Source organism: Anabaena azotica FACHB-119 (genome assembly GCF_014697625.1).
Lineage (GTDB): Bacteria > Cyanobacteriota > Cyanobacteriia > Cyanobacteriales > Nostocaceae > Trichormus > Trichormus azoticus_A.
The window spans coordinates 42,489-67,304 of the sequence record NZ_JACJSG010000043.1 but is presented as its reverse complement, the minus strand read 5'-3'; the positions used below and the strand labels follow the sequence as shown (position 1 = coordinate 67,304).

The window sequence follows — 24,816 nt, the reverse complement described above, 5'->3', positions numbered from 1 at the left end:
AGTTTCTACTTTCTGCCAGAGTTTGTATTCTTCAAAGGCATGGCGTGACGATCTGGCACAATGCGTCTGCCGTATCTCCTAGCATAAACTTGGGTAAACTCAGCACCGAAGAAGAGAATTTGCGCCGTATAGTAAACCCAAGCGAGGATAACTACTACAGAACCAGCCGCACCGTAAGTTGAAGTAAAACCACTATTACCTAAATACTGACCTAATAAATATCTACCTACAGAAAATAAAATTGAAGTAATAATCGCTCCGACTAAAACATCACTCCAAGTAATTCTCACATCAGGTAAAACTTTGAAAATTAATCCAAATAGTAATGTAGTGATGACAAAAGAAATAACAAAGTTAAGAATTTGCCAGAACAAGTCTACACCTGGTAATAAATGACCGAAATAAGTTACCAGTGCTGATAATACTGTACTAATTACTAAAGAAACTAAAAGTAAAAAACCAATACCTAATACCATGCCAAAAGACAAGATACGCTGGCGAAAAATATTTTTGACACCACGTCCAGGCTTTGGTTGCACTTCCCAAATTGTGTTGAGGGAGTCTTGTAGTTCTGTAAAAACACCAGTCGCACCTAATAGTAAAAGGGCGATACTAACAATAGAAGCTATAGTACCTGTCTTTGGTTTATTGGCATTTTCGATCGCCGTTTGAATAAATTCTGCCCCTTCTCTACCAACTAAACCTTGAATTTGGTTGACAATTTCACCCCTAGCTGCATCTTGTCCAAATACTGCGCCGGCGATCGCAATCACAATAATCAGCAATGGTGCGATAGAAAACACCGTATAGTAAGCTAATGCCGCCGCTAAACGTGAGGCTTTATCATCATTCCATTCTTGAAACGCCTCTTGCAAAAGTTGCCAAATCGCTTTTAAGTTCATTTCTTCTGTCTCCCTTCTCGGAAGATACCGCTTTATCACCTGATATATTTGATACTGATTTGTCTGGTCACGGCATCTTTCCTTGGGTACTTATGAAGCAACCTGGAGGAATAATTTTTTTAAAGTATGTAGCTATAGGGTTAGGGGTGGAAATTTATATACATAATTTAAATTAAATAACTTGGTTTCTCCTACACCCTTTATACCCCTAAACCCTTAGCTATAGACATACTCAAACTTTAAATTGCTGCTTCTTTACTGACAGTCAAAAACAACCGTAAAAGAAGCATTAGGAATCATTTGACGTAAATGCTGTACATAACCATCAGCATCAGAACGGCTACGAAAACGAGCCACAATCTCACGTTGTGTATCGGGAAGTAAACGCGCAATAGCCCAAGAATTTAAACGCTGTTTATAGCCAATTGCTTGAGTTTCCGAATTTTTTGCTGTGATGTCAGTATTTTGTGGCATGATTGTCTTAACCGTATAAAGTTTCAGTAAAGGTGTTAGTAAATTTCTGTTCAGAGATTTACTAGCCTTTTTTTATGATCTGCCACCTTGGTATTCCATTATTTGAAAATTGTCAACACCGAGGGATATATTTTAGACTGAACTTGGGTGATGAATTGCTCTTGTGTTTAATTTATACCAATAGCAGAAGTTATAGTTAATTATCAATAACGAAGCGATCGCCACTGCTAAAAGACAATTAAGATGTTTTTGAGGAGTTAGAAACTTTTGCTGACAATGCGATCGCGTCCTTGTTGCTTTGCTTGATACAGCAAGTTGTCGGCAGTTTGTATTAGCAGATTTGGCGAACTGCTTGGTACAGGGACAACGGACATAACGCCTACACTGAGACTTACATATTGGCTGACTTGGGATTCAGCATGAGGAATTTGCAGATTTTTAATACTCTGACGAATGCTGTTTGCAATACAAGTAGCTCCCTGTAAACTTGTATTGGGTAGAATTACAGCAAACTCCTCACCACCGTAACGAGCAACTAAATCAGTTGAGCGTTTAACATCATTACTTAAGGTTTGAGCAATTTGTTGTAAACACAAATCCCCCGCCTGATGCCCATAGAAATCGTTGTAGCGTTTGAAATAATCCACATCGATCATAATTAGGGAAATAGGGAATTGTTCTCTTGCTGAACGTTGCCACTCTTGCATCAAATATTCATCAAAGCGACGACGATTTGCAATTCCCGTTAAGCCATCAAGCATCGTCAGTCGCAAAAGTTCTTCATTTAACTGTTGAAGTTTCAGTTCTGCTTGCTTACGTTCATTGATTTCCTGTTGTAATTTTTGATTAACTTGATCAAGTTTTACAGTGCGTGCTTGTACTTTCTGCTCTAACTTGTGGTTAAATGACAATAACAAACTCTTTTGCTGTTCATACTGAGCAAACAATTGTGCCACAGCCTTAGATAGCTTCGATACCTCATCTACTCCCGAAAAAATTGGGATTTGCAAATTTGCTTCACCTTCCCGAATGCGATTAGCAACATCGGCAATCTTGAGAACCGGATTTACCACTCGTCCAGCAGCACACCAAGCAAAGATGCTGCTAACAAGACCAATCAGCGTACCCCAGATAAGGATGGTTTGTTGTAGCGATCGCGCTGCTGCAAAGGCTTGCTTGGCAGACTGACGCACTAATACAATCCAACCCAAACCCGGATAATTTCGATAGCTTTTGCTTTTGGCATAACCTGTCAGATAAAGTTCTCCATCTGGCCACAGTTCTACATAAAAGCCCCGTTGATTTTGCTGTGCAGCCTCAACACTTTTCAACCTATTGAGCTTAAAAGCAGAGGAGTTAAAATCCATGTTATTAGCTTTTACTTTGTCTTCAGCAAGCGGAGGCGCAAGCAACACTTCACCCTTGTTAGACAAAATCAGCACTTCAACTTGGCGGTAAACTTGGAGCGGTTGCAGCAAATTATCTCGCAAGTTCGCTGCCCATTGCCAGTACAAATGTGCGCCTAATACACCAACAAGATTCCCCTGAAAATCAAACACTGGAGATGCAACATCTACAAAGCGCAGAGGTTCACCATTAAACTTGGGGTTAGGTAGAAGTTTGCTTAACAACTTAGCTCCATGTACATCCTGTACGCTAGGATGACGCTTACTCTCACTAAACCAAGGTCGTTCAGACACATTCTTGTTTTCTAAAATGCCTCCTGTGCTAACACAAACAATTCCGTTAGGGTTCGTTAAACCAATCCAAGCATAGTCAGTGTAAGCCTGCTGGAGTTTTTCTAACAGCATCCTCTGACTTGCAGCAGAACTATTTAAATCTCGCATTTCATCCAAACTGGCAAGAATCTGAATTTGTTGATAATAGACAAACATACCATCAGCTAGACTGGTTGCCATTTGATAAGCCAGTTGCTCCATGAACTTACCACTGTCTGCTTTAATCTGAATTTCTGCTGTCAGCCCAACAATCCATGACAGCAATAAAGAAAAAATTAAGATGGTCGATGTAATTGCCAAACCCAATCGGTTTCTGAAACTGTAATGAGGATTATGTGTATATGTCCATTTTTTGATGAGGCTTATCAATGGCTCCATTGACTCTAAGTAGGTCGGTGTGAATATTTAGTATTGTCATCAGGTAGGAGGTTGGAGGGTTTAAATCTATTTCATATTTCAGTTCTATATTATACGTTTTTATACTTAGTAGCCGTATATTTTGGCTGCATTATAACAGCTTATATGCAGGCAAGTGGCAACTTATACAAAATATACATATCCCCATAATGTAGCGACTTGACCCAGCCTTTACACAACTGAAACCCACCGGGATCACCAAGCTCCTCTGCTGAGTCTGTTGTATAACTTCTTGGCTATACTGGTATTTTGTTATCACCTCTTTACTCTGTGACCTGTGGTAAAAAATCATTTATTAAACCACGGTGATACGGAAAACACACAGAGAAATATCAGCGTTTTATTAGTCACATTGATAGAGCTAGTAATGCACGCTTAGGTAGGACTTACGCAACTGGCATATTTTTTCTGTAGGGTGTGTGACGCTCTTAAAAGATTTGAACGTAGTCATGAGACTTGTAGCGTCACGCACCAACCACCAATTGTGACACTTGCGTAAGTCCTGTTAGGTATATTTCAAAAATTAAGTATGCGTTCTATATCTGCCTATGTAAAAATTGAGGGTGTGTTCATAGCTGTACCCTGTTCCCTACTATAGCTTGACCAATGTCCACTGGTTAGTTAAAATTTCCGCATCAAATGATACTCTTTCATCATCAAATGCCATTAGTAACATCAATAATCCAAAAAATAGCTCCGCAAATTGGTGCAGTCGTCGTTGTAGAGCCAGAATATGAGCTAGTCGGACATATTACATTTAAAAATGGAAAGAAAGTTTTCTTCACTAGGTCAAAGTTTAATATCAATGGTTTGGGTTCTTCGGAAATAGCAAAAGATAAAGGTTATTCTAAATTTTTCCTCAAGCACTTTGGTTATAAAGTCACAGAAGGAGAAACATTTTTTAATGATAAGATATGTGAAAAAATAGGTGATTCTAGAAATATTGATGCTGGGTTTGAGTACGCCAAGAGTTTAGGATTTCCGGTATTTATTAAACCTATTAATCTTAGCCAAGGTAAATTAGTCGCTAAAATTCATAATAAAACCGAGTATTATCAAGTAGCTAAAAAGATATTTAAAATTTGTACTGGTCTAATTGTTGAAAGATTTTATCCTGGTAAAGATTACAGAATAGTTGTCATAGATGATGAAGTTATAGCCGTTTATCAAAGGCTGCCTTTATCTGTAATTGGTGATGGAAAATCCACTATTCTAGAGCTAATACAATACAAGCAGAGAGTATTTTTTGAGAATTTTGGTAAAAGAGTAATCGACTTAGATGACTGGCGCATTAAACACAAATTACAAAAACAAAAACTAAATTCGCAAAGCGTTATACCTAATGGAAAGATTATTTATCTTTTAGATAATGCTAATTTGTCCAATGGTGGCGAAGCTATAGATTTCACTGAGACTATTCATCCTGACTTTAAGAAATTAGCTTTCAATATTGCCAAAGATATGGGACTGAGGTTAATAGGTTTGGATGTTATTACTCCAGATATCACCAGACCAATGATGGATTATGTAATTATTGAAGTCAACAGCGCTCCCGGCTTAGATCATTATGCTTCCATTGGCGATACTCAAGCCCAGAAAGTAGAAGATTTATATTTGAAAGTTTTAAAAGCCTTGGAAGTTGATAGCACTGGAGAAGATTAAATAGACTGGGGACTGGGGACTGGGGACTGGGTAAGATGAGGGAGAATGACTAATGACTGTGGACTAATGACTATTGACTAATGACTAATGACTAATAACAACTTTCCCAAAGTGAGCGCCGCTTTGGAGGTAGCTATAGGCGGCTGGGGCTTCGGTGAAAGGGAAAACTCGGTCGATAATAGGTTGGAGTTGATGTTGAGATATGACTTGATTCATCGCTTCAAACATTTCTCGACTGCCGACATAAATTCCTTGCACTGTTAAACTTTTAAACAGTATCGGCATGGGATCAATGGCATTACCTTTACCCGATAGAAGACCAATTAAACTTACACGTCCAGCAATGCGGACGGCTTGTAGTGTTTTTGGCAGAGTTCCCGCACCGCCTACTTCTATCACATGATCTACACCAGTGCGCCCAGTTAATTCATAAACTTTTCTTTCCCAGTCAGGAGTCGTTTTGTAGTTGATTGTCTCATCTGCACCGAGTTGTTTTGCTTGCGCCAACTTCTCATCACTACTAGAAGTGATAATTACTCTCGCACCATAGATTTTGGCAAATTGCAGCGCGAAAATGGAAACGCCGCCAGTACCAAGTAATAAAATGGTATCATCTGCGCTGATATTGCCTTTTGTGATTAAACTATGCCAAGCGGTAACGGCTGCACAGGGTAGAGTCGCCCCAGCTTCGTAGGATAGATGGTCAGGTAATATTACCAAACCATCTTGATTGAGAACCACATATTCAGCCAGCATCCCATCAATCCCACCGCCGAGATCGGATTTCATTTTCTCCCTAGTTAAAGTTCCCGAAATCCAGTCTTGAAAGAAGATCCCAGCGACGCGATCGCCTACTTTCACCCGCGTCACACCCTCACCCACCGCCACCACATCCCCAGCACCATCAGACATAGGTATCAGGGGATACTTTATAGAAACGTAATTACCCTCAACTACCAGTAAATCCCGGTAATTAAGAGAATTTGCCCGTACTTGCACCAAAACTTGTCCTGGGCCTGGTTGCGGTTGTGGGCGATCGCCTAACTTCAGTGCATCAATCCCTGTACTATTTTGAATCTCGTAAACTTTCATGTTCAGTTATCAGTTATCAGTTATCAGTTATCAGTTATCAGTTATCAGTTGTCAGTTATCAGTTGTCAGTTATCAGTTATCAGTTATCAGTTGTCAGTTATCAGTTGTCAGTTATCAGTTGTCAGTTATCAGTTATCAGTTATCAGTTGTCAGTTATCAGTTATCAGTTGTCAGTTATCAGTTATCAGTTATCAGTTGTCAGTTATCAGTTGTCAGTTATCAGTTGTCAGTTATCAGTTGTCAGTTATCAGTTGTCAGTTATCAGTTGTCAGTTATCAGTTTATATGATTATTGGTTAATTCTTGATGTTTTAAGAATTGAAAAGAGGATTTTTCCTATTTCGTCGGCATCCTGGTAAATACTGTCAAATGCTTTCTGCTCTATGTATGATGTATCTTTTAATAAAGAAAGCCAATATTTTGTTTCTAAACATCCTTTATAAGCAATGGAAATTTTAGCTGAAAAATCTGCTTGGGATATTGCTCCGTTAGCTTCAGCAATATTGGCTCCGATTGATGTACCGCTTCTAATTAATTGCTTTGATATAATATATTCTTTCTTTTCCTCGGCAAGATATTTGTATGCCTTAACAATCCGAATAGCAAATTTATACGCCTTCTCATAAACTAAACTATTCATAATCAATCGCCTAAAAGTTATATATTTTTGGCAAGTTATATCTTACACCTTTTTAAGCAAATTATTCTAGTAATAACACTTAGAATAAAGTACCCTCTCTTATCGGTTATCAGTTAACAAGACTTGCATACCCTGGTAACTGATAACTGATAACTGATAACTGAATATAATGTGACCAAAGGCTCACGAATAAGAGATAATAGGGAATCCTCACCATACTCAGCTGTAATACGAGTTATCAGTTACCAGTTATGAAGCATTCATTAGTCAGGTTTAAACTTGCCACTATATCGGCGTTAACTGATAACTGTTTACTGTTCACTGACTTGAGCGCCTTGATAACTGATAACTGATAACTGATAACTGATTTAAGAAGATGAAAACAGCCACCGAACTACAAACTCGACTGGAATATTACTATCAGCAAATCAAAACTGTGATTTTGACACGTCAAAGTCCTATCACGGGTTTGCTACCTGCAAGTACAGCTATCACTGCCCACGGTGATTATACAGATGCTTGGGTGAGAGATAATGTTTACAGCATTTTGGCGGTTTGGGGTTTAGGGCTGGCGTACCGCAAGGTAGATGAAGATAAGGGACGCACCTATGAGTTGAAACACAGCGTCATTAAGTTGATGCGCGGGTTGCTGTTTGCAATGATGCGTCAGGCGCATAAGGTGGAACGGTTTAAGGAAACTCAGTCACCTTTGGATGGTTTACACGCCAAATACAACACGGCTACGGGTGATATTGTTGTTGGGGATGATGAATGGGGACATTTGCAATTAGATGCCACATCTATATTTTTGCTGATGCTGGCACAGATGACCGCTTCAGGATTGCAGATAATTTATACCATTGATGAAGTCAATTTTGTCCAGAATTTGGTTTATTACATCGGGCGGGCTTATCGTACCCCTGATTATGGGATTTGGGAACGGGGAAATAAAATCAATCATGGTAATGTGGAGTTAAACGCCAGTTCGGTGGGGATGGCAAAAGCTGCACTGGAAGCAATGAATGAACTGGATTTATTTGGTGTGTCGGGTAGTCAAGCATCTGTGATTCACGTTTTACCTGATGAAATTGCCCGCGCCCGTAGTACCTTAGAATCGTTATTACCGAGAGAATCTGCTTCTAAAGAAATTGATGCGGCATTGTTAAGTATTATTAGCTATCCGGCGTTTGCTGTGGAAGATGTGCAGTTGCGCGATCGCACCCTCAACGATATTATCAACAAACTCCAAGGCCAATACGGCTGCAAACGCTTTTTGCGTGATGGACATCAAACTGTGTTAGAAGACACGCACCGTCTGCATTACGAACCTTGGGAACTCAAACAATTTGAACATATTGAATGTGAATGGCCGTTATTTTTTACTTATTTACTTCTTGATGGGTTGTTTCGTGGCGATCGCCAACAAGCCCAATTTTACCAGGAGCGTTTACAAACCTTACTCGTAGAACGGGAAGGTTTATATTTCTTACCAGAATTGTATTATGTCCCCGCAGAAAATGTCGAAGCTGAGAAGTTAAACCCCCAAAGTCAAATCCGTTTACCTAATGAAAATGTCCCCTTAGTATGGGCGCAAAGTTTATATTATCTGGGGCAAATGTTGAGTGAGGGTTTAATAGCAGTTGGAGATATTGACCCTTTGGGGAGGTATTTATCTGTAGGTAAACAACGGGACGCTTTAGTACAAATTGCCCTGTTAGCAGAAGATGAAGATTTACAAGCAAATCTAGCAGTTTACGGAATTGAAACTCAAACACCAAAGCAAGTAGCACCAATTCAAGTTAGACAAGCTAGCGAACTTTCAAATATATATACACAAATTGGACGTAATGATAAACTTGGTTTGACAGGTCGTCCGGTGCGGCGGTTGCGGAGTTTAACTACATCGAGAATTTTCCGCCTCCGGGGTGAGACGATTGTATTTCTCCCTTCATTTTTAGATGCAGAACAGTTTTATTTAACCCTTGATTACCATTTTTTAGTAGACCAAATTAGGAGCGAACTGGCATATATTCAAAAGTATTGGAGTGATTTAGGTCGTCCAATTTTGACTTTAATGTTAACTCATACCATGTTAGAAACTGGTTCGGAAGCATTACTTGAACTGATGCAGGAATTGAAAGATGGTGTCTGCAATGGTGTGGGGGTAAAATTAGGTCGGTTGAATCAATTGATGTTAACAGGGGCTATCCAAAGAATTGATTTTCTGGCTGATGCGGAATTTTATCAGTCAGCAGTGCAGGATGCCAACAAACGTTGTTATTACTTGGCTTTTCATCCTGAGAAGAATTGGCGGTTAGGACATACCCAAGAATTTCAAGTGGAATATGAGACTAACTTGGGTTTGTTGCTGTCATCTTTGCGTGCATCAGAAAATTTATATGAGCAAATTGAGTTATTGCAGACTTTGACTCGATTGCAAGGATTGGAGTTTGATACAGGCTTTGGTGAATCAGGGCAAAGGGTGACTGTAGCCGATTTACTGGATGAAGTATACACCAAAGCCGGGGAGTTGGGCTTTTGGGCTGTGGTACGCCGGGCGGCTGGTTTACGCCAAATGGTGGATATTGGCTTATCTGATGCAGTGACGAGTATTTTGATTAGGGGTAAGCAAATTGCTGTGGGTAGGGCTTATAGTGAAGCGTCGCTGATTTCCGTACCGATGCCCCATAATGAAATTGCTGATAAGATTAATAATTTCTGCCGTGAAGATATCCGCGATCGCGTCCTCACTCAAGAAGTCCTCATCTATCTCGGTAATCTCATCAGATCCCAACCTGAATCATTCCAAGGACTACTCACCCTGAGAGTAGGTTATCTCATTCTCTTAATTACCAGCGAACTCGCCCAAGAATTGCATGTTACCCAAGATGAAGCCTATGAACGTTTGATGGAACTTGCACCTTTTGAAGTCAAGTCAAGGTTAAATCAGGTATTAACAGCTTATCCAGGGATGAGTAAGCTATTACGTCAGCAAGAATCACTCCATGTTAAACAAAAAGAAACTGACATTGAGTGGGTGTTACCTGAAATTAACGAAGAGATGGAAATTCCCCTTGGTGGTTGGCGACGCTTCCGCCAAGCCGAAGGCGCATTAAACCGCGTCCCCAAAAATTTCTTCCAGCAAGTTTGGCTAATTATGCAGCATTGCAAAGGATTAATTATCGGTGACAAACTAGAACGACGCAATCGTTTAGATAGTGAGGTAATGCTATCAGAAATGACCCCCGGCGAAAAGAATTTTGCCTTACGAATTGAACATCTATTAAATAAAATCGAAGCGCCAGAATATCGTCAAGTTAACATTGAAGCATTAATGGAACTTGCGGCGATCGCTTCCAGAAACCCCAAATTGCAAATCGAAGAATATATAGTATTAGATGTGTTAATCGGTCATGCTGTACGCTTGGCTTGGTTAGAAAACCATCCCGAACGCGGCGATCGCTATGATGAAGACAAAGCTAGTGCATGGCGATCGTTTTATAATACCTCCCCCAAAGAATGTGCCACTTATATCCTCAAAGCCTTCAAGTTCTTAACAGAGTTTGTTAAGTAAGGCAGAGTTTGTCAGTTATCAGTAAACAGTGAATATAACCTGATAACTGATAACTGATAACTGATAACTGATAACTGATAACTGATAACTGATAACTGATAACTGATAACTGATAACTGATAACTGATAACTGATAACTGATAACTGATAACTGAGGCAAAAATGACAGAAGGGTCACAACAAAAACGGGTAGTAGTTGTAGGTGCTGGTTGGGCGGGGTTAGGTGCAACTTACCATCTAGCAAAGCAAGGTTATGATGTGACGCTTCTAGAAGCAGGCCCTTATCCAGGCGGACTGGTGGCTGGTTGGCAAACCACGGCGGGGAAATCTGTAGAAGCTGGGATACATGGTTTTTGGTATCCTTACAGAAATATCTTCGCCCTAATTAACGAGTTAAATATTCATCCCTTTACTACCTGGACTCGTTCCGCCCAATATTCGCCTGCGGGGTTGGAAGTAGAGTCACCCATTTTTCAAGACTTACCCAGACTCCCCACGCCTTTAGGAACTTTTATCTACACTCAATTTCAACGTCTGCCCTTAATTGACCGTCTCAGCGCCTTACCTCTACTTTACGCTGTGGTGGACTTTGATAATTCTGATGCAGCTTGGCGACGTTATGATAGTGTCACTGCGCGGGAATTGTTCAAAGATTTTGGTGTGTCGGCGCGTCTTTATAAAGATGCTTTTGAACCTATGTTATTGGTGGGTTTATTTGCTCCTGGTGAACAATGTTCCGCCGCCGCTACATTAGGAATGCTTTACTTTTTTATTTTGGCTCATCAAGCAGATTTTGATGTAGTTTGGAGTCGCGGAACTGTAGGGGAAAAAATATTTCGTCCCTGGGTGGAACGTATGGAAAAAGCTGGGGCGAAGATATTACCAAAACATCGCGTTACCGATTTAATTATTGATAGTAATAATCAAGCGACAGGTGTAGTTTGTGGTAATGAAGTGTTTGATGCTGATGCTGTAATTTTTGCAGTTGGTATCACTGGGATGAAAAAAATTGTTGCTAATAGTCCTAGTTTACAAAGCCGTGCTGAATTTCGGAATTTGTACAATTTAGGGGCAATTGATGTTTTAGCGACCCGAATTTGGTTTGACCGCAAAATTAATATTCCTCGTCCTTCTAATGCTTGTTTTGGTTTTGATGCTACTACAGGATGGACATTCTTTGATTTGAATGCTTTACATGATGAATATAAAAATGAACCAGGGACGGTAATTGAAGCTGATTTTTATCACGCTAATCAGTTTTTAAATTGGAGTGATCAAGAAATTATCTCTAACGTTCAACGTTATTTAACAACCTGCGTCCCAGAATTTAGAGAAGCAAAAGTAATTGATAGTAGCGTGGTTCGTTTACCACAAGCAGTCACTCATTTTGCACCTGGTAGTTATCCTTATATGTTACCAGCTAAGACTAGTTTTTCTAATGTATTTATGAGTGGAGATTGGATTGTTAACCGTCACGGTTCTTGGTCGCAGGAAAAAGCTTATGTGACAGGTTTGGAGGCGGCGAATTTAGTTGTGTCCCATTTGGGTAGAGGTAAGCCTACTGAGATTTTACCTGTAGAAGCAGACGAAGCACATATCCAAGTGGCGCGATCGCTCAACCAAACAGTCCGGGGATTGAGTAAATCCATCCTGCCTAATTTCTGGTTGCCGTAGTATGCTAAGTCCATAGCCGTCGCCAGATTAAGATATAAAACCTGTACCCTGTCCCCTATCCCCTGCTATGGACATTGATTCCTACTCATTTTATAACTTAGACCTTGGTTTCGCTCGTCTTCAAAATATCCAATGGGAACAGTTAGGACAGGGGAAACAAGACGAAACTCTCACAGAACTGATGTCACAATTCCTATCGCGGGTGAGAGAATGGGTTAAGTTTTTGCAGAGTGACCAGCAGCATATTTTTGGAAACCTAGCTACCCAAATTCACCCCGATATGGAACTTCCCCCTTCCATAATGCAATGGTTGGAAGAGTTACGCAATTGCGATCGCATACAACCTTGGCGCGGTAGAACTTATGTGATTCAAGGAATATATAATTACCTGTGTTGGTGTTTTCTCAGGGAAAGCAACGCCGTCCCTGAAAGCAATCTTCCTCATCCTTACGAACCATTCATTAGCTTTTTAGAACAGGGTGGTGGGATATATGTCGAACATCACTATTTTATGGATATTTATCCTAATTTTGTTAGCTTTCATTTGAGAATTTCTTAAATTGTGGGAGGCGTTATATCATTTATGTTATACCAGTAAAATTCATGTTATATTAATTACTATCATTACCATCTAATTAAAACGTAAAATTATTATCTATGAAATTAAGTATAGTTACGTAATGAATAAATAATTGGGAATGAAAGTATAACTTATGCTCAATATATTTTAGCACTTTTATACAAACCAAACTAATTAAAATTACATTTTTCAGGTATCTATGCAGTCTTAATACATTATCTGATAGGTTCCTTTAGTTGTGACATCTACACCAATTACCCCCGGACAACCGCTTAGTGCTACACAAAAACTTGGTTTAAATTTGGTTGCCGTTGGTCGCGGACGTGATATCGTCTTGGCAATTGATATGACCGAAAGTGTAGGCTTGAATGATGAAGGTCGTATCCGCTTACGTCAGATAGTGGAAGATAGTCTCAAACCAGGAGATTTAGTTTACGTTGTTCCTTTTGCTAAAGATGTAGATTTACGTGATGTGAAATTGGGTGTACATCCATTGGGGACACCCGTTAATTTTAGTAGTGGAAGTAAAGCAGACATTGACAAAGTTTTAGCCAAAATACCTTTCAACCCAGATCCAAACCGCTATGGTACAGATATTCAAAGGGCTGAATTAACTATTTATCAAGGTTTGGCGCAAATTAATCAAGAACGTTTACAACAAAAGCAAGCAATTAAACCCCAGTCAGTTGTTTGGCTGACTGATGCGCCTTTATTCAAAAAACCGGGGATAACTTCCCAGGTGTGGATAGAAACCCCTGCTGATAGTCCTTTTCGCATCGCCCAATCTCCAGAAAGTCAAGAGCGACAAGCTTGGATATCAGCTTTACCATTGCAGGTGCGATCGCGCTCAATTACCACCCAAGACAATAAACAATATAAACTCACTGTAGTCGATATTGCGCCCACAGTACAAGAATTTTGTACACCAGCACCAAATAACAAAGAAGTTTGTTTAGTTAATCCCTATTTACGTCAACAATTATGGCTACCCACCTTAGTTTTATTCATATTTGTCTTGGCTGTTTTGGGAACCGCTTGGAAAGTTTTCCGACTCAGAAAAACATGGGATTTAATCGTAGACTTTGAAGCCACAGCCACACCAGAAGATAAAAAATGCCGACTACCTAATAAGAAACGCATTGCTATTGGTGAATATGATGCTACTTGTGTAGATTCCATTGATTGTCCCGGTGTAGAAATCAGAGCATATTTAGAACGTAGAGGGGAAAGCCTTTATTTAGTCCCAACTAATTCAGCCCCTATCTATTACCAAGGTAAAGAAATTAATTCACGTACTCGCATATCTAATTCTCGTTTTCGTTTAAATTGTCCAGATACTCGTAAAGGTGATTACGAGATAATTATTCAAGTAAAAAAATAACAACATTTAAGAGATAATTATATGACTCAAGCAATTGCTAATGAACAGAGATATCGCGGAATTAATCGCACAATTTGCATTGGTTTAGGTGGTACAGGACGCGATGTTTTGATGCGAATTCGCCGCTTAATTGTTGACCGCTATGGTGATTTAACTAATCTCCCAATTGTCAGCTTCGTGCATATTGATACTGACAAAGCTGCAACACAAGTCGCTGGTATTCGTACAGGTAGTACCTATCATGGTGTTGACCTGCGCTTTCGAGAAGCAGAAAAAGTCAGCGCTACCATGTCTTCCAATGAAGTGACAATGTTTGTAGACGGACTAGAAAAACGTCCAGAATATAGCCGTTATGGCCCATATGACCACATTGGTAGATGGTTTCCTCCGCAATTACTACGCAATATTAAAGCAGTAGAAGAAGGCGCAAAAGGAATTAGACCTGTAGGGAGACTAGCCTTTTTCCACAACTATCAAAAGATAAAAACAGCTATTGAAACCGCAGAAAGGCTGACAAGAGGACATGAAGCATTAATGTTAAGTAGAGGTATCACCGTCGAACCCGGTTTAAACATTTTTGTCATTGGTTCTTTATGTGGTGGTACAGGTAGCGGGATGTTTTTAGATGTTGCTTACAGCCTCAGACATCTCTATAGTGAACAAGGCGCTCAAATTGTCAGCTATTTAGTAATTAGTCCTGAATTATATGGCAATACTCCTAACATGAGCGCTAATACTTATGCTGCTCTTAAAGAATTAAATTATTATAGTAGCCCAGGGACAAAATTTGAAGTCTGTTACGACATTCAAAATTTAGTATATGTTCGAGAAAAGCGTCCCCCATTTGATTACACTTATTTAGTTTCTCATCAAACAGGGGGAGAATATCAAATTCTTGAGCAAGGTAAATTATGCAATGTAATTGCTCATAAAATAGCTCTAGATTTTTCTGGTGAATTGTCGCCTGTAATGAAAGGACACAGGGATAATTTCTTGCAACACATGATTCAATGGGATAAACACCCACGTCCTAATGGACAGCGCTATCTCACATTTGGATTGGCAGCAATTTATTTCCCCCGTGATACTATCGTAGAAATTGCTTTAACTCGTGTGAGTTCAGCACTTGTAAAATTTTGGTTAGACGGTAAAGGTCAAAGTCCAGATCCTCTCAAGTTACTGGAACAATTTCTCATTCAATATCGCTGGCATAATGACTTAGCGAAAAGGGATGGTTTAACTGAGAGAATATCGGCATCAGTAGAAGATGCTAATAAAAATTTTATCACTAATATTAGTGGCTGGACAAATAAATTAGACAGGGTAATCAGCGATTGCAAAAATAAAGAAGATAGGAATAATATTCGACAACAGCTATTGAGAGAATTTAAAGAGCAATTTCGCAAAGTGCAACCCGGAGAAACAGAAAGCATCCGGGGAATTTGGCTAACAAAATTATTGCAAGCTTGTCCTCATATCGTCAAAGAACTCAAGACTGATATTGATGATTATCTCAGTCAATTACTTACTCCCAGTGAACCTAGTTTTTCCATTAGAAGCAGTCGGGATTATTTAGATGCTCTACAACATGAATTGAATAACTATCAACGGGATTTGCAAGAATTAATTACCAATTTTGCGGGGATGAAACGGTTAGAGGATATCGAGAAGAAATGGTTTGATAATGAGCAAGTAGTTGAGGATATTGAAAAGCAACTGAGTTTCCGTTTATTTAAGGATAAAAACAGTGAAATACAGACAGAACTTAAGAGATTAGTTCAAGAAGCCAGAAAAATTATTAAGCATAACTTTGATTTTATTGTCCATCAGGAAGCTCTGAAGATTGTAAATGAGCTACAAAAACACGTTCAAGAAAGAACAACACAAGTAAGTGCGTTTGGCAGAATAATCGAAAATTTACAAATCTTCTACGAAAAGCAAGATAGCGATTTAAGACAATTAAATTTTGATGAAATGAGCGGTGAAGCAATATTTGATGTTGAAGATATTGATCGCTGTTATCAAACTATGTTACCTGAAGAGGATTTTCGTAGACAGTTAGTGTTAGCAAGTTCGGAAATTACAGAACTCACAGGAAGAGGACAATCTTTAGCCAGTTTTATCGGAGACAGAGCAACTCTAGACCAACTACAAAAAGAAATCGACCTCAAAGTTGATAGTTTATTTGCTTCTCGTGTGACCAATATTGCTAACTCCGTAATTAAGCGTTTTATGCAGAAGTATCCTTTAGCGGCGCGTTCAACTCGTTTAGCACAAATTATGCAGGAAGCCGAAGCACTGCTGAGGCTAAATTTAAGTGACCCTTATTTCCGGGAAGACCCAGCTAAAAGTAGTAAGTTAATCGGTTTTAAAGATACTGATGAATTAGAAGTACGCCAATTTAAAAGTTTATTATCTCAAGAATTAGGGATTGAACCAAGCGTCTTAAAAGCCACGCAAGCCAATGAGGAAATTTTAATTGTCAATGAGTATGCTGGTTTTCCTCTACGACTAATTAGTAGTTTAGAGAAGATGAGAAACCCATATTTACGTGAACAACATTTGGCGACATCTTTTCTCCATAACGATTATCAGCAGACCTATCCAGATATTATCCCACCGGATGCGATCGCACTAGAAAAATTAGAAGATACCTTTTATCCCTGTTTGGCGTTTGGCTTGCTGAGAGAAAACCCACAAAATCAGCAATTGCAGTTCCAATATTACGATTCTTCCTGGGATCAGCACAACACAGCTACTTTAAGTCCAGAGTGGAACCAAGCCTTGGAAGAACTCGCAAACCACAACGAAATGGCTGAAGCCTTACAACAACTGCTAGACCAGGAAATTGCTGTGATAACTGCACAACCTGAACTTTGGGAAAACAAATATCTACCAAAATTACGCCAATTTGTGCAAGTAGTAGATGAGTTACCAGAAGATAGTCCCAACTACCCTTATAAATTTACAGTCGTGGGAACTCCCGCAAGCACAGACCCCACAGCTAAAGAGGGAATAATTAATCGCTTTCGCCGCAAAATGAAAGAGCAATTTCAAACATTCCCTCAACCAACTTTGTCAGCCATTAGAGATACATCAAGTGCAACAAAAACTCTTAATCAAGAGATAATTATTGAACCTGTTGAGAGCAATGATAATAGAGCCAGAAGACGCTTAGAATTAACACAGTTAAAACAAGATTTAGAAGATGGAATTATTAATGATGCGGAATATGAGCGAGAAAAACAAATAATCTATGCTAAATATCCTCTTTAACAGTGAACAGTGAACAGTTGTAGGGGCGGGTTCGTTGAGTAATTCATGGTAAAAACAGATATGTTCGTTAAACCCGCCCCTATTTAAATACGAATGTGAAACACTAAACCAATTAGTGGAAGGCTTTGGTGGCGAGTCTAAATAACCCACCATACGCCTGATAACTGATAACTGATAACTGATAACTGATAACTGATAACTGATAACTGATAACTGATAACTGATAACTGATTTAATACCATTAATTAGCCTACCTAGACTCTATATGCCACCTCTACCATTACCCTTAATTCTGACAACGATTGTTCTTGTAATTTTACCATCTATAGCAACATTTTTTTTACGTTTCTTCCTGTATCAACATTTGGAGAACCTAGAAAAAGCTGTGCGGAGGTTAATTAATAAACAGTCATCAGGAAGACAACCAAAAATATTAGAAGAATTAGAACGGAGGTTTCACCAAGCTAGTAATCAATTAGACCATGTAAATACAGCAGCATTAATTGACCAAGTTTACAGCCAAGAAAAAATTTATGGGCTTACCTGTGAGCAAATTGATTACTGGTGTCGCATTCTTCCCAATTTACTTTTAGCTTTTGGTTTGTTCGGGACTTTTCTTGGTATTACAGGTAATTTATCACAGCTTAGTCAAGCCATAAATCAAACAAATGCTAGTAATGTTAATGAATTAGTAACTGAGTTAAATAAACCCTTAGAAGGTATGAGTATTGCCTTCGTCACCAGTTTAACAGGATTATTTTTTAGCACTACATTAACAGTATGGAATTGGGTTAAAAATACCAGTTTTGCTAAATATCGACTATTTAGTTGTTTAGAAGATTACCTAGATAACATCTATCAACCACAAATTAAAGGTGATACTCGCCTCGATAGAATAGTTAAAAGAATGGTATCCCAGCAAGATGAATTTTTAACTAGATTTGGTTCTACAGTGCGCGATGCGGTAGAACAATCAATGGGTAGGGTAGCTAAACAAATTGAAGCAGGAAATAGAGAAGCAACTGAATTAGCCAAGCAAGTATATCAAAGCTTTTATAATGCGGCTGGTACTATATCTACTGCTGCGAGTAAATTTGAACATACCATTGGTGAACTCAATGCAAAAGCTCATATATTTAAGGAGTCTGCTGATATTTTTGCCAAAAGCCAATTCCCTCAGAAACTATCAGCAGCTACAGCAGATTTAGCTACTACACAATCAAGATTTTCCCAGTCAACAGCTATTTTGGCTACTACAATCGAGTCTTTTGCTACAATTCTTGACGAATTGCAATCTTGCACTCAGGAGTTAACAAAATTAGCAGCAGATATTCATAACATTAATCAAAGTTCTTTGGCAGTATTTAATTTACATCAAGCAAACCAAACTGCTTTACAAGACATTATACCTCAACTTAAGCAAGGGGCTAATAGTTACTCAAAGGCAATTAATAAGTTGGATAAATTAGAGCAAAAAGTTGTAACTCAAGCTGAAAATTTGAATACGGTGGTGATTTCTATCAAGGAATTATTAGATTCTGTCCAGCAACACAATGATTCAAACAATCAAAATTTGTCAATTCTATGTCAACAATTAAATAATAATACGCAAGGCTTGACAAATTTAGTAGGTCATATTGAAGGTTTATCAGTAAATTTGCAAGATAATTTGACTTCTTTAATTAACCAAATCCAAGTATTACATAATAGTAATAGAGTTTTGATTATTCAGCATGAAAAAATAGGCGATCGCCTAATTGAAAGCATGAACGAATTAACTAAGCTTAAATCTACTAATAACTTACCAGTTAGCACAAACAATCAAAGTGATCCTGATAGTATTCCCTTTTAAGATAGGTGATAAAATATCAGATTTAGAGTTTACAAAAATATATTAAAATATTATGGGTCGCACCTCAAGGCATACAAGCTATCAAGAAGAACTGAATGTTTGGCAGGCATTTACAGATTTAATGTCTAATGCTTTCTTGATAGTAATTTTGTTGTTATTTTTAACTATAATAACATCATCATTATCCCAAAAAAAGCAGAATAACGATGTACCGCCAATTATTATTATTCAAGATGAGGGTGCTTATCGATTTGCTTCCGGTAGCGCAGAAATACCGCCAAAAATGCTTAATTACATTCTGACTAAAATAGTTCCAGAGATAGAAACCAGAACCAAACAGTACAACATTAACGTCGTTGAAGTAATAGGTCATACTGACGGGCAACCCAATGGTAACGTAGTCAGTAATCTAGACGATAATTTAGAAAAGGTGGTTAGTGGTAAACTAGCGATCGCCAATTTACGAGCTGGTTCTAACGCTGATTTAGGGTTAATGCGGGCTTTGGCGGTAGTCAAGGTACTACGTGATGTACAGAAACAACAGGGTAAATTACCGAAGTTGTCCTTTCGAGCCTATTCGGCGGCACAGTTGATTTTACCAAACGGCGAACTGGCGGCGATCGCTCGTCAAGAAGACGTAACAAGGCGACGCATCGAAATTCGCTTCACGCAGCTAGGAAAAGTCAAACAAGTTAATTAGCTTTAGGCGTAAATTGATATTTCTTGATCAATTCCTGAATTTGCATGGCTACTAATGGGTGGGTATCTTTTTGTAATTTGGGCAATAATTCTAAAAGAACACGATGGGAAACTACACTTAAATAAGCGATCGCTGCTTCTCTGACAAACCCAGTAGGATGGCGCAATGCTAACAAAATTTCGTTAATTGTCAGGCGAATGCGGCTAGCTTGGGCAAAATGGAAACAGCAAGCCAAGCACCAATCAGAAAGAAAAGGTGCTAAACTCAGCATCTTCTGCAACCTTTCGCTAACAGACATCTGTTGATATTCTGTAAATTTGGCCTCTAACAGATAAGAAAGCTTTTCTTGGTGCGATCGCTTATCTAAAATATTCAACAACAAAGATTTTGTTGGCAAATTCACCGTATGTTCTAATATCTCTAATCCCTTGGCTAAATTCACCACCGACTCAGACCGGAGATTAAAAGCAGCAGCCTGCATCTGTTCTGGGGAATATAGTAATTTTAATAATAATAATATCCGTTCGCGGATATCCCATTCCATCTCAGTCAAAGCACGCTGTAGCAAATCACGCAAAATTTTCACTCTTTGATTTGTCTGATTATTTTCTAAAATTGATTGTGGTTGTAAATCTAGATAAGCACCATAAATTTCCCCCAAAAATCGTAATTCCTGCTCAATCAGATTTTCTACCCGACTCTGCTGAAACTTATCTACTAAATTACACATTTCTGATTGCTTCTGAATCTTCAACAAGCTGCGGAGAATATGATGTCTAGTAGTACCCCAAGAAGATTCCAATTGCAACCATAAAGTTTCTACTGCTTCTGTTGTACAAATTTGTGCTATTGTGCGCCAAGCATACATCCGCAAGACTTCTGGTTTATGGGCATTTGTCGCTATCTGCAACAGAATATTTAATGCTTCATTCTCCATCTTCACTAAAGCCCGCATGGCAGTAGCGCGGGTTGACTTGTAGTAAAGTGCTGTCAACAAGGCTGAATAATATTCTTCCATGCGCGTAGACGCAATCATTTCCAAGACAGCACAACGCACCCGTAAAGATTCATCCTGTAACAAGTTGGGGATATGAATGCGTAACGCCTGTAAATACACCACTTCTCGCAGCGCCTTCACCCCATTGACTCGCTCTCGTTCTTGCTTATGGGTTAACATCCGGCGTAAGGTTTTCGTGGCGGCGATTTTTTGCAAAGGTGTTCCCTGACGCAACAGTAAAGCCGCAGCCGTGGCGCGGGTTAAGGAATGGTGGCGTTGGTGGAGGTATTCTTCGATTTGGCTTAAGTTGGGGTTGGGATCAGCCAGCCAAACGTAACGCAATGCTAAGGCAAAAACTTCGGGATCAATATTATCTGGATGACGTTCTAACAGCCAACGCACTTCCGACAAATGGGCCGGAGTGGGTGCAGTGGTCAGCATCACCTCTAAACTATGTCGTTGTAAATCTGACGGTAGCTTAAATAAAATTGGTGCTAAAACATCGGCCGCCCCTTGGGGGTCAATTTGGGCTAAAAGTTCAATACAGGAGTGTTTATCGGCGGTATTGCCCTTTTCCTCTAAAGCTTTGACTACCCCTTGCTGGAAGGCACGCAAACCCACATTAGCCGCACTCAGTTCGCCGCGTTCGGCACTCAAGACTAATAAATCAACGTAGCGCGATCGCAACAACCATACTACCTTCAAGCAAGCTACAGCTACTACCATTGTTTCGCCGACAAACACCCACTTCTGCATGGTTGGCGGTACAAACAAGCCGCAAATATACATCGTAATGAGAATTATGATACCTGCCGCACCAGTGGCGATCGCTTCCGCCGTTCCCCCTGATAACGCCTGCATCCGACTACGAATGCGTTCGGGGATCGGTTGGTATAAGACCGGGCTACTACTGACAACGAAGGTATAACGCAGCAACTCATCACAGAACTTCAACCCTACCAATCCCCAGAAAAAAGCCGATGATTGGATGGCGGGTATGGAATAGAGTAAACCAATTAGCCCAGGCATAACAAAGCCCACAGCCGCAGGTAAAAGGGCAGCTGTAAAGAAAACCCCAAAGCGTTCAATCAGTCGGCTGGAGAAAAACCACTGAGTGCCTAATTCACACAAGCCGATAATACCGCCAAATATACCCAAAAAGCTGGCTAGTTCGCGATCGCCCAAGTTAGTTTTGAGTTCTTGCAGGTATTGAAAATCTACTAATAAACCAATAACTTGTAAAAGACCGACAAAGGCAAATAACTGTAATGTATATCGCTTGAGTGGTGCTTGAATACGCCGATGCCGAGAAGCTTGTTCTTGAGGCATCAGGCGCTGTGGCAAATCAGGAAAAGAACTGCGGTACTGATAAGTTAAATAGCAGAGAATCGCCGAAGCCATAACGATCACCCCACAGGCAATCATAATCACGCGGTTGAGTCTGGCGAAGCTTAATAACCAAGGCAAACTAAAGCCACTGATCACATCCGCTATTAATAAACCACTACTGATGAGTGGGTAGGTACGCTTAATTTCCCGAATATTGAATAATTGATTGGCAACAATAGAGGTATTTAAGTCGTTGACTACATACAAAGAATCCACCCACAGCCGCAGCAAAAACACCACCACGACCGAAAAGTAGGGGAGATTGATTCCCCAGCGTAATACTACTAGTAACATCAGTGGCGCGACCATACAAGGTGCGATCGCCACCACCACCCAACGCAAAGGAAACACCTTCTGTAGCCAGGAATAGACAAACACCAGCGCCATACCCATAACCGCGCTAGCAATATACATCCACGGTAACGGCCCAGCACCATACTCATCTAAAAATAGTGCAACTGTACTATCCTCCGCCCATCGCAACCCCACAGAGACAAACGTGTAGAAGGCAAACATCATCCAAGTCCGTTCGCCTTCCTCTGGTCGTAGATTCACCCATTTTAAAAGTTGTGCCAGCCAACTTGGATTTGCCGCCAACGAGTAATGTTTCAATTCCATGTTTACTTTCTGGTATAGCAGGAGGCAGGAGGGCAGAGGAGCAGAGGGGCAGAGGAGCAGAGGGGCGGAGGAATAGAGAACCAGAGGCTAAAGGCTTTCCTTTCCCCTTTCCCCTTTCCCCTTTCCCCTTTCCCCTTTTCCCCTCATCTCCCCCAAATGGCAAAAGTCCTGAACAACTGAGTATTATTTTTCCCACTCAGCGTTCAGGACTATCAAGTTGTAATTAAATTCAACGACGGTGAAGCCGTTTTATTATTCTCAGTAGTGTATGACCCAACTACAAAGATGCTTAGATGATTACTTCTTAGGCGAGATGAGCATCATCATATTTCGCCCTTCTTTTTTCGGTGCTTGTTGGACTTCACCAAACGGTTCTAAATCCGTCGCCATTCGTTTTAGTAAATCTTCTGCTAAGTCGCTGTGTTGAATTTCCCGGCCCCGGAACATCACAGTTGCTTTGACCTTATCCCCATCTTTGAGGAAGCGTTCGGCTTGCTTAACACGCACATTGTAGTCGTGTTCTTCAATTTTGTAACGCATCTTCACTTCCTTAACGTCAGCAGTATGCTGCTTCTTCCGGGCTTCCCTTGCCTTCTTTTCCTGCTCAAACTTGTATTTCCCGTAATCCATGATCCGACATACTGGCGGGTCAGCCTTGTCACTGAGCAGTACTAGATCCAATTCTTTTTCTTCTGCTAGTTGCAGGGCTTCCTGTGGTGACAAAATTCCTAGCTGGGAACCGTCAGTATCGATGACTCGAATTTTTGGGAAGCGAATCCTTTCGTTGATTTGGGGTAAATCGCGAGTTCTTTTTTTCTCAATCACAGGCATTATGATTAGTGGGAGCTTCTTTGTTTAATTGATGTAATGTGGACTTGATTGCTTGATTTCGACTGGTATGCCTCAGCAGCACAATTCTAAAATAGCTGAGGACTTAAAATAGAGTCTATAGTTTTGGGGTAGCTAATCCATAAATAGGTAGTTTGTTTCTGTATTTGTTATTCTACTCATTCTGAGCTAATTTCTTTGTGATCGTTAACTAAAATCACATAACCTAGAGAAGAATTAATTATTGTAACATTTTTTTGCATTAGTCATTAGTCCATAGTCCATAGTCCATAGTTGATCTCCCTCATCTCCCTGTTCCCCTCCTGGGAGGGGCTAGGGGTGGGTTACTCCCTCATCTCCCCCCACTTCCTCATCTCCCTTACCCATGAAAATCTCTCTCAACCTGTCCCCTGTAACCTGTTCCCTCTTCCCTCTCCTCGCTTGCTGCATTTTGTTTGTTCCCGCCACCACAATGGCAAAGCCAATAGTTGTAGCGCAAAAGGTCAATTGCAATCTTCCACAAACTCAACTTGAAATTAATCGCTGTTCCCAATTGTCTTATGAGAGTGCTGATAAAAAATTAAATCAGGTGTATAAACAACTTTTACCAAAGTTAGAACGTCCTAGACAACAAAAATTAATTGCTGCACAGCAAGCATGGATTAAGTTTCGTGATAGTAGCTGTGAGTTTGAGAGAAGCGCTTATGAAGGGGGAAGCATTGCACCTAGTGTTTATGTCATTTGCTTAGAAAGACTAACAAAACAACGTACTCAACAATTACAAGAATATCTGAAACCAGATCGGTAGGATAATTTAAAATTCAAGAAATATATTTATATCTACGTAGGGCGCTGCATTGCCCACCGTATTATGGTTTTGGTGGGCAGTGCAGCGCCCTACTATTAATTGCGAATTGTGAATTGATATAAAATCCTCGCCTCTAAACTCTCACCTCTAACTCAGAATATGTTGAGTAATTATAAATAATGTAAAAGAGTGTAAAGAAAGACCAAAATAAAGT

The 24,816-nt window shown here is 39.8% G+C and carries 17 protein-coding genes; 9 read left to right on the top strand and 8 right to left on the bottom strand.

Annotation, left to right across the window (positions count from 1 at the left end; translation table 11 throughout):
- Positions 1-5 precede the first annotated feature (5 nt).
- The 3 genes from H6G83_RS26040 to H6G83_RS26030 form a co-directional block, all read right to left on the bottom strand.
- Entirely contained in the window at positions 6-902 is an 897-nt protein-coding gene (locus H6G83_RS26040) for a YihY/virulence factor BrkB family protein (RefSeq protein ID WP_190477396.1), read from the bottom strand.
- A 255-nt stretch (positions 903-1,157) separates the two neighbouring features.
- Positions 1,158-1,376: a hypothetical protein gene (locus tag H6G83_RS26035; RefSeq protein WP_190477394.1), complete on the bottom strand. Its 219-nt coding sequence runs from the start codon at positions 1,374-1,376 to the stop codon at positions 1,158-1,160.
- Between the two features lie 257 nt (positions 1,377-1,633).
- A complete protein-coding gene (locus H6G83_RS26030) occupies positions 1,634-3,493 on the bottom strand; it encodes a diguanylate cyclase domain-containing protein (RefSeq protein WP_190477391.1) in 1,860 nt (619 codons plus the stop codon).
- Positions 3,494-4,192: 699 nt separating this feature from the next.
- On the opposite strand from H6G83_RS26030, the gene H6G83_RS26025 reads away from it, so the two are divergent.
- The gene (locus H6G83_RS26025) at positions 4,193-5,194 is read left to right on the top strand and encodes a cyanophycin synthetase (RefSeq protein ID WP_190477382.1); all 1,002 of its coding nucleotides are present in this window, start codon (positions 4,193-4,195) and stop codon (positions 5,192-5,194) included.
- Between the two features lie 84 nt (positions 5,195-5,278).
- On the opposite strand, the gene H6G83_RS26020 is transcribed toward H6G83_RS26025, so the two are convergent.
- Positions 5,279-6,286, bottom strand: a complete 1,008-nt coding sequence (locus H6G83_RS26020) for a zinc-dependent alcohol dehydrogenase family protein (RefSeq protein WP_190477380.1) — start codon at positions 6,284-6,286, stop codon at positions 5,279-5,281.
- 288 nt (positions 6,287-6,574) lie between these two features.
- On the bottom strand, positions 6,575-6,925 hold the full coding sequence (locus H6G83_RS26015) for a four helix bundle protein (RefSeq protein WP_190477378.1): 351 nt from the start codon (positions 6,923-6,925) through the stop codon (positions 6,575-6,577).
- 376 nt (positions 6,926-7,301) lie between these two features.
- Here H6G83_RS26015 and H6G83_RS26010 point away from each other — a divergent pair, with 376 nt between their 5' ends.
- The 7 genes from H6G83_RS26010 (at position 7,302) to H6G83_RS25980 (ending at position 19,962) form a co-directional block, all read left to right on the top strand.
- Positions 7,302-10,499: a glycoside hydrolase family 15 protein gene (locus tag H6G83_RS26010; RefSeq protein ID WP_190477376.1), complete on the top strand. Its 3,198-nt coding sequence runs from the start codon at positions 7,302-7,304 to the stop codon at positions 10,497-10,499.
- A 162-nt stretch (positions 10,500-10,661) separates the two neighbouring features.
- Positions 10,662-12,173 carry a hydroxysqualene dehydroxylase gene (locus tag H6G83_RS26005; protein WP_190477374.1) on the top strand — a complete coding sequence of 504 codons (1,512 nt, stop codon included), beginning with the start codon at positions 10,662-10,664 and terminating at the stop codon, positions 12,171-12,173.
- Positions 12,174-12,240: 67 nt separating this feature from the next.
- The gene (locus tag H6G83_RS26000) at positions 12,241-12,732 is read left to right on the top strand and encodes a hypothetical protein (RefSeq protein ID WP_190477372.1); all 492 of its coding nucleotides are present in this window, start codon (positions 12,241-12,243) and stop codon (positions 12,730-12,732) included.
- Between the two features lie 259 nt (positions 12,733-12,991).
- Positions 12,992-14,134, top strand: a complete 1,143-nt coding sequence (locus tag H6G83_RS25995) for a VWA domain-containing protein (RefSeq protein ID WP_190477370.1) — start codon at positions 12,992-12,994, stop codon at positions 14,132-14,134.
- Positions 14,135-14,155: 21 nt separating this feature from the next.
- A complete protein-coding gene (locus H6G83_RS25990; RefSeq protein WP_190477368.1) occupies positions 14,156-17,410 on the top strand; it encodes a tubulin-like doman-containing protein in 3,255 nt (1,084 codons plus the stop codon).
- A gap of 265 nt (positions 17,411-17,675) precedes the next feature.
- Positions 17,676-19,262: a hypothetical protein gene (locus H6G83_RS25985; RefSeq protein WP_190477366.1), complete on the top strand. Its 1,587-nt coding sequence runs from the start codon at positions 17,676-17,678 to the stop codon at positions 19,260-19,262.
- A 52-nt stretch (positions 19,263-19,314) separates the two neighbouring features.
- Positions 19,315-19,962 (top strand): flagellar motor protein, encoded by a 648-nt coding sequence (locus tag H6G83_RS25980; protein ID WP_190477363.1) that lies wholly within the window; start codon positions 19,315-19,317, stop codon positions 19,960-19,962.
- Here H6G83_RS25980 and H6G83_RS25975 read toward each other — a convergent pair.
- From H6G83_RS25975 to H6G83_RS35545, 3 genes are all read right to left on the bottom strand, one after another.
- Complete coding sequence (locus H6G83_RS25975; protein WP_190477361.1) at positions 19,955-22,966, bottom strand: MFS transporter; 3,012 nt, start codon at positions 22,964-22,966, stop codon at positions 19,955-19,957. The genes H6G83_RS25980 and H6G83_RS25975 overlap by 8 nt on opposite strands.
- A gap of 297 nt (positions 22,967-23,263) precedes the next feature.
- Positions 23,264-23,797: a translation initiation factor IF-3 gene (infC, locus tag H6G83_RS25970; protein ID WP_190477360.1), complete on the bottom strand. Its 534-nt coding sequence runs from the start codon at positions 23,795-23,797 to the stop codon at positions 23,264-23,266.
- A 330-nt stretch (positions 23,798-24,127) separates the two neighbouring features.
- Positions 24,128-24,301, bottom strand: a complete 174-nt coding sequence (locus tag H6G83_RS35545) for a hypothetical protein (protein ID WP_242044817.1) — start codon at positions 24,299-24,301, stop codon at positions 24,128-24,130.
- On the opposite strand from H6G83_RS35545, the gene H6G83_RS25965 reads away from it, so the two are divergent.
- Positions 24,267-24,602, top strand: a complete 336-nt coding sequence (locus H6G83_RS25965; protein ID WP_390822819.1) for a lysozyme inhibitor LprI family protein — start codon at positions 24,267-24,269, stop codon at positions 24,600-24,602. The genes H6G83_RS35545 and H6G83_RS25965 overlap by 35 nt on opposite strands.
- The last annotated feature ends 214 nt before the right edge of the window (positions 24,603-24,816 follow it).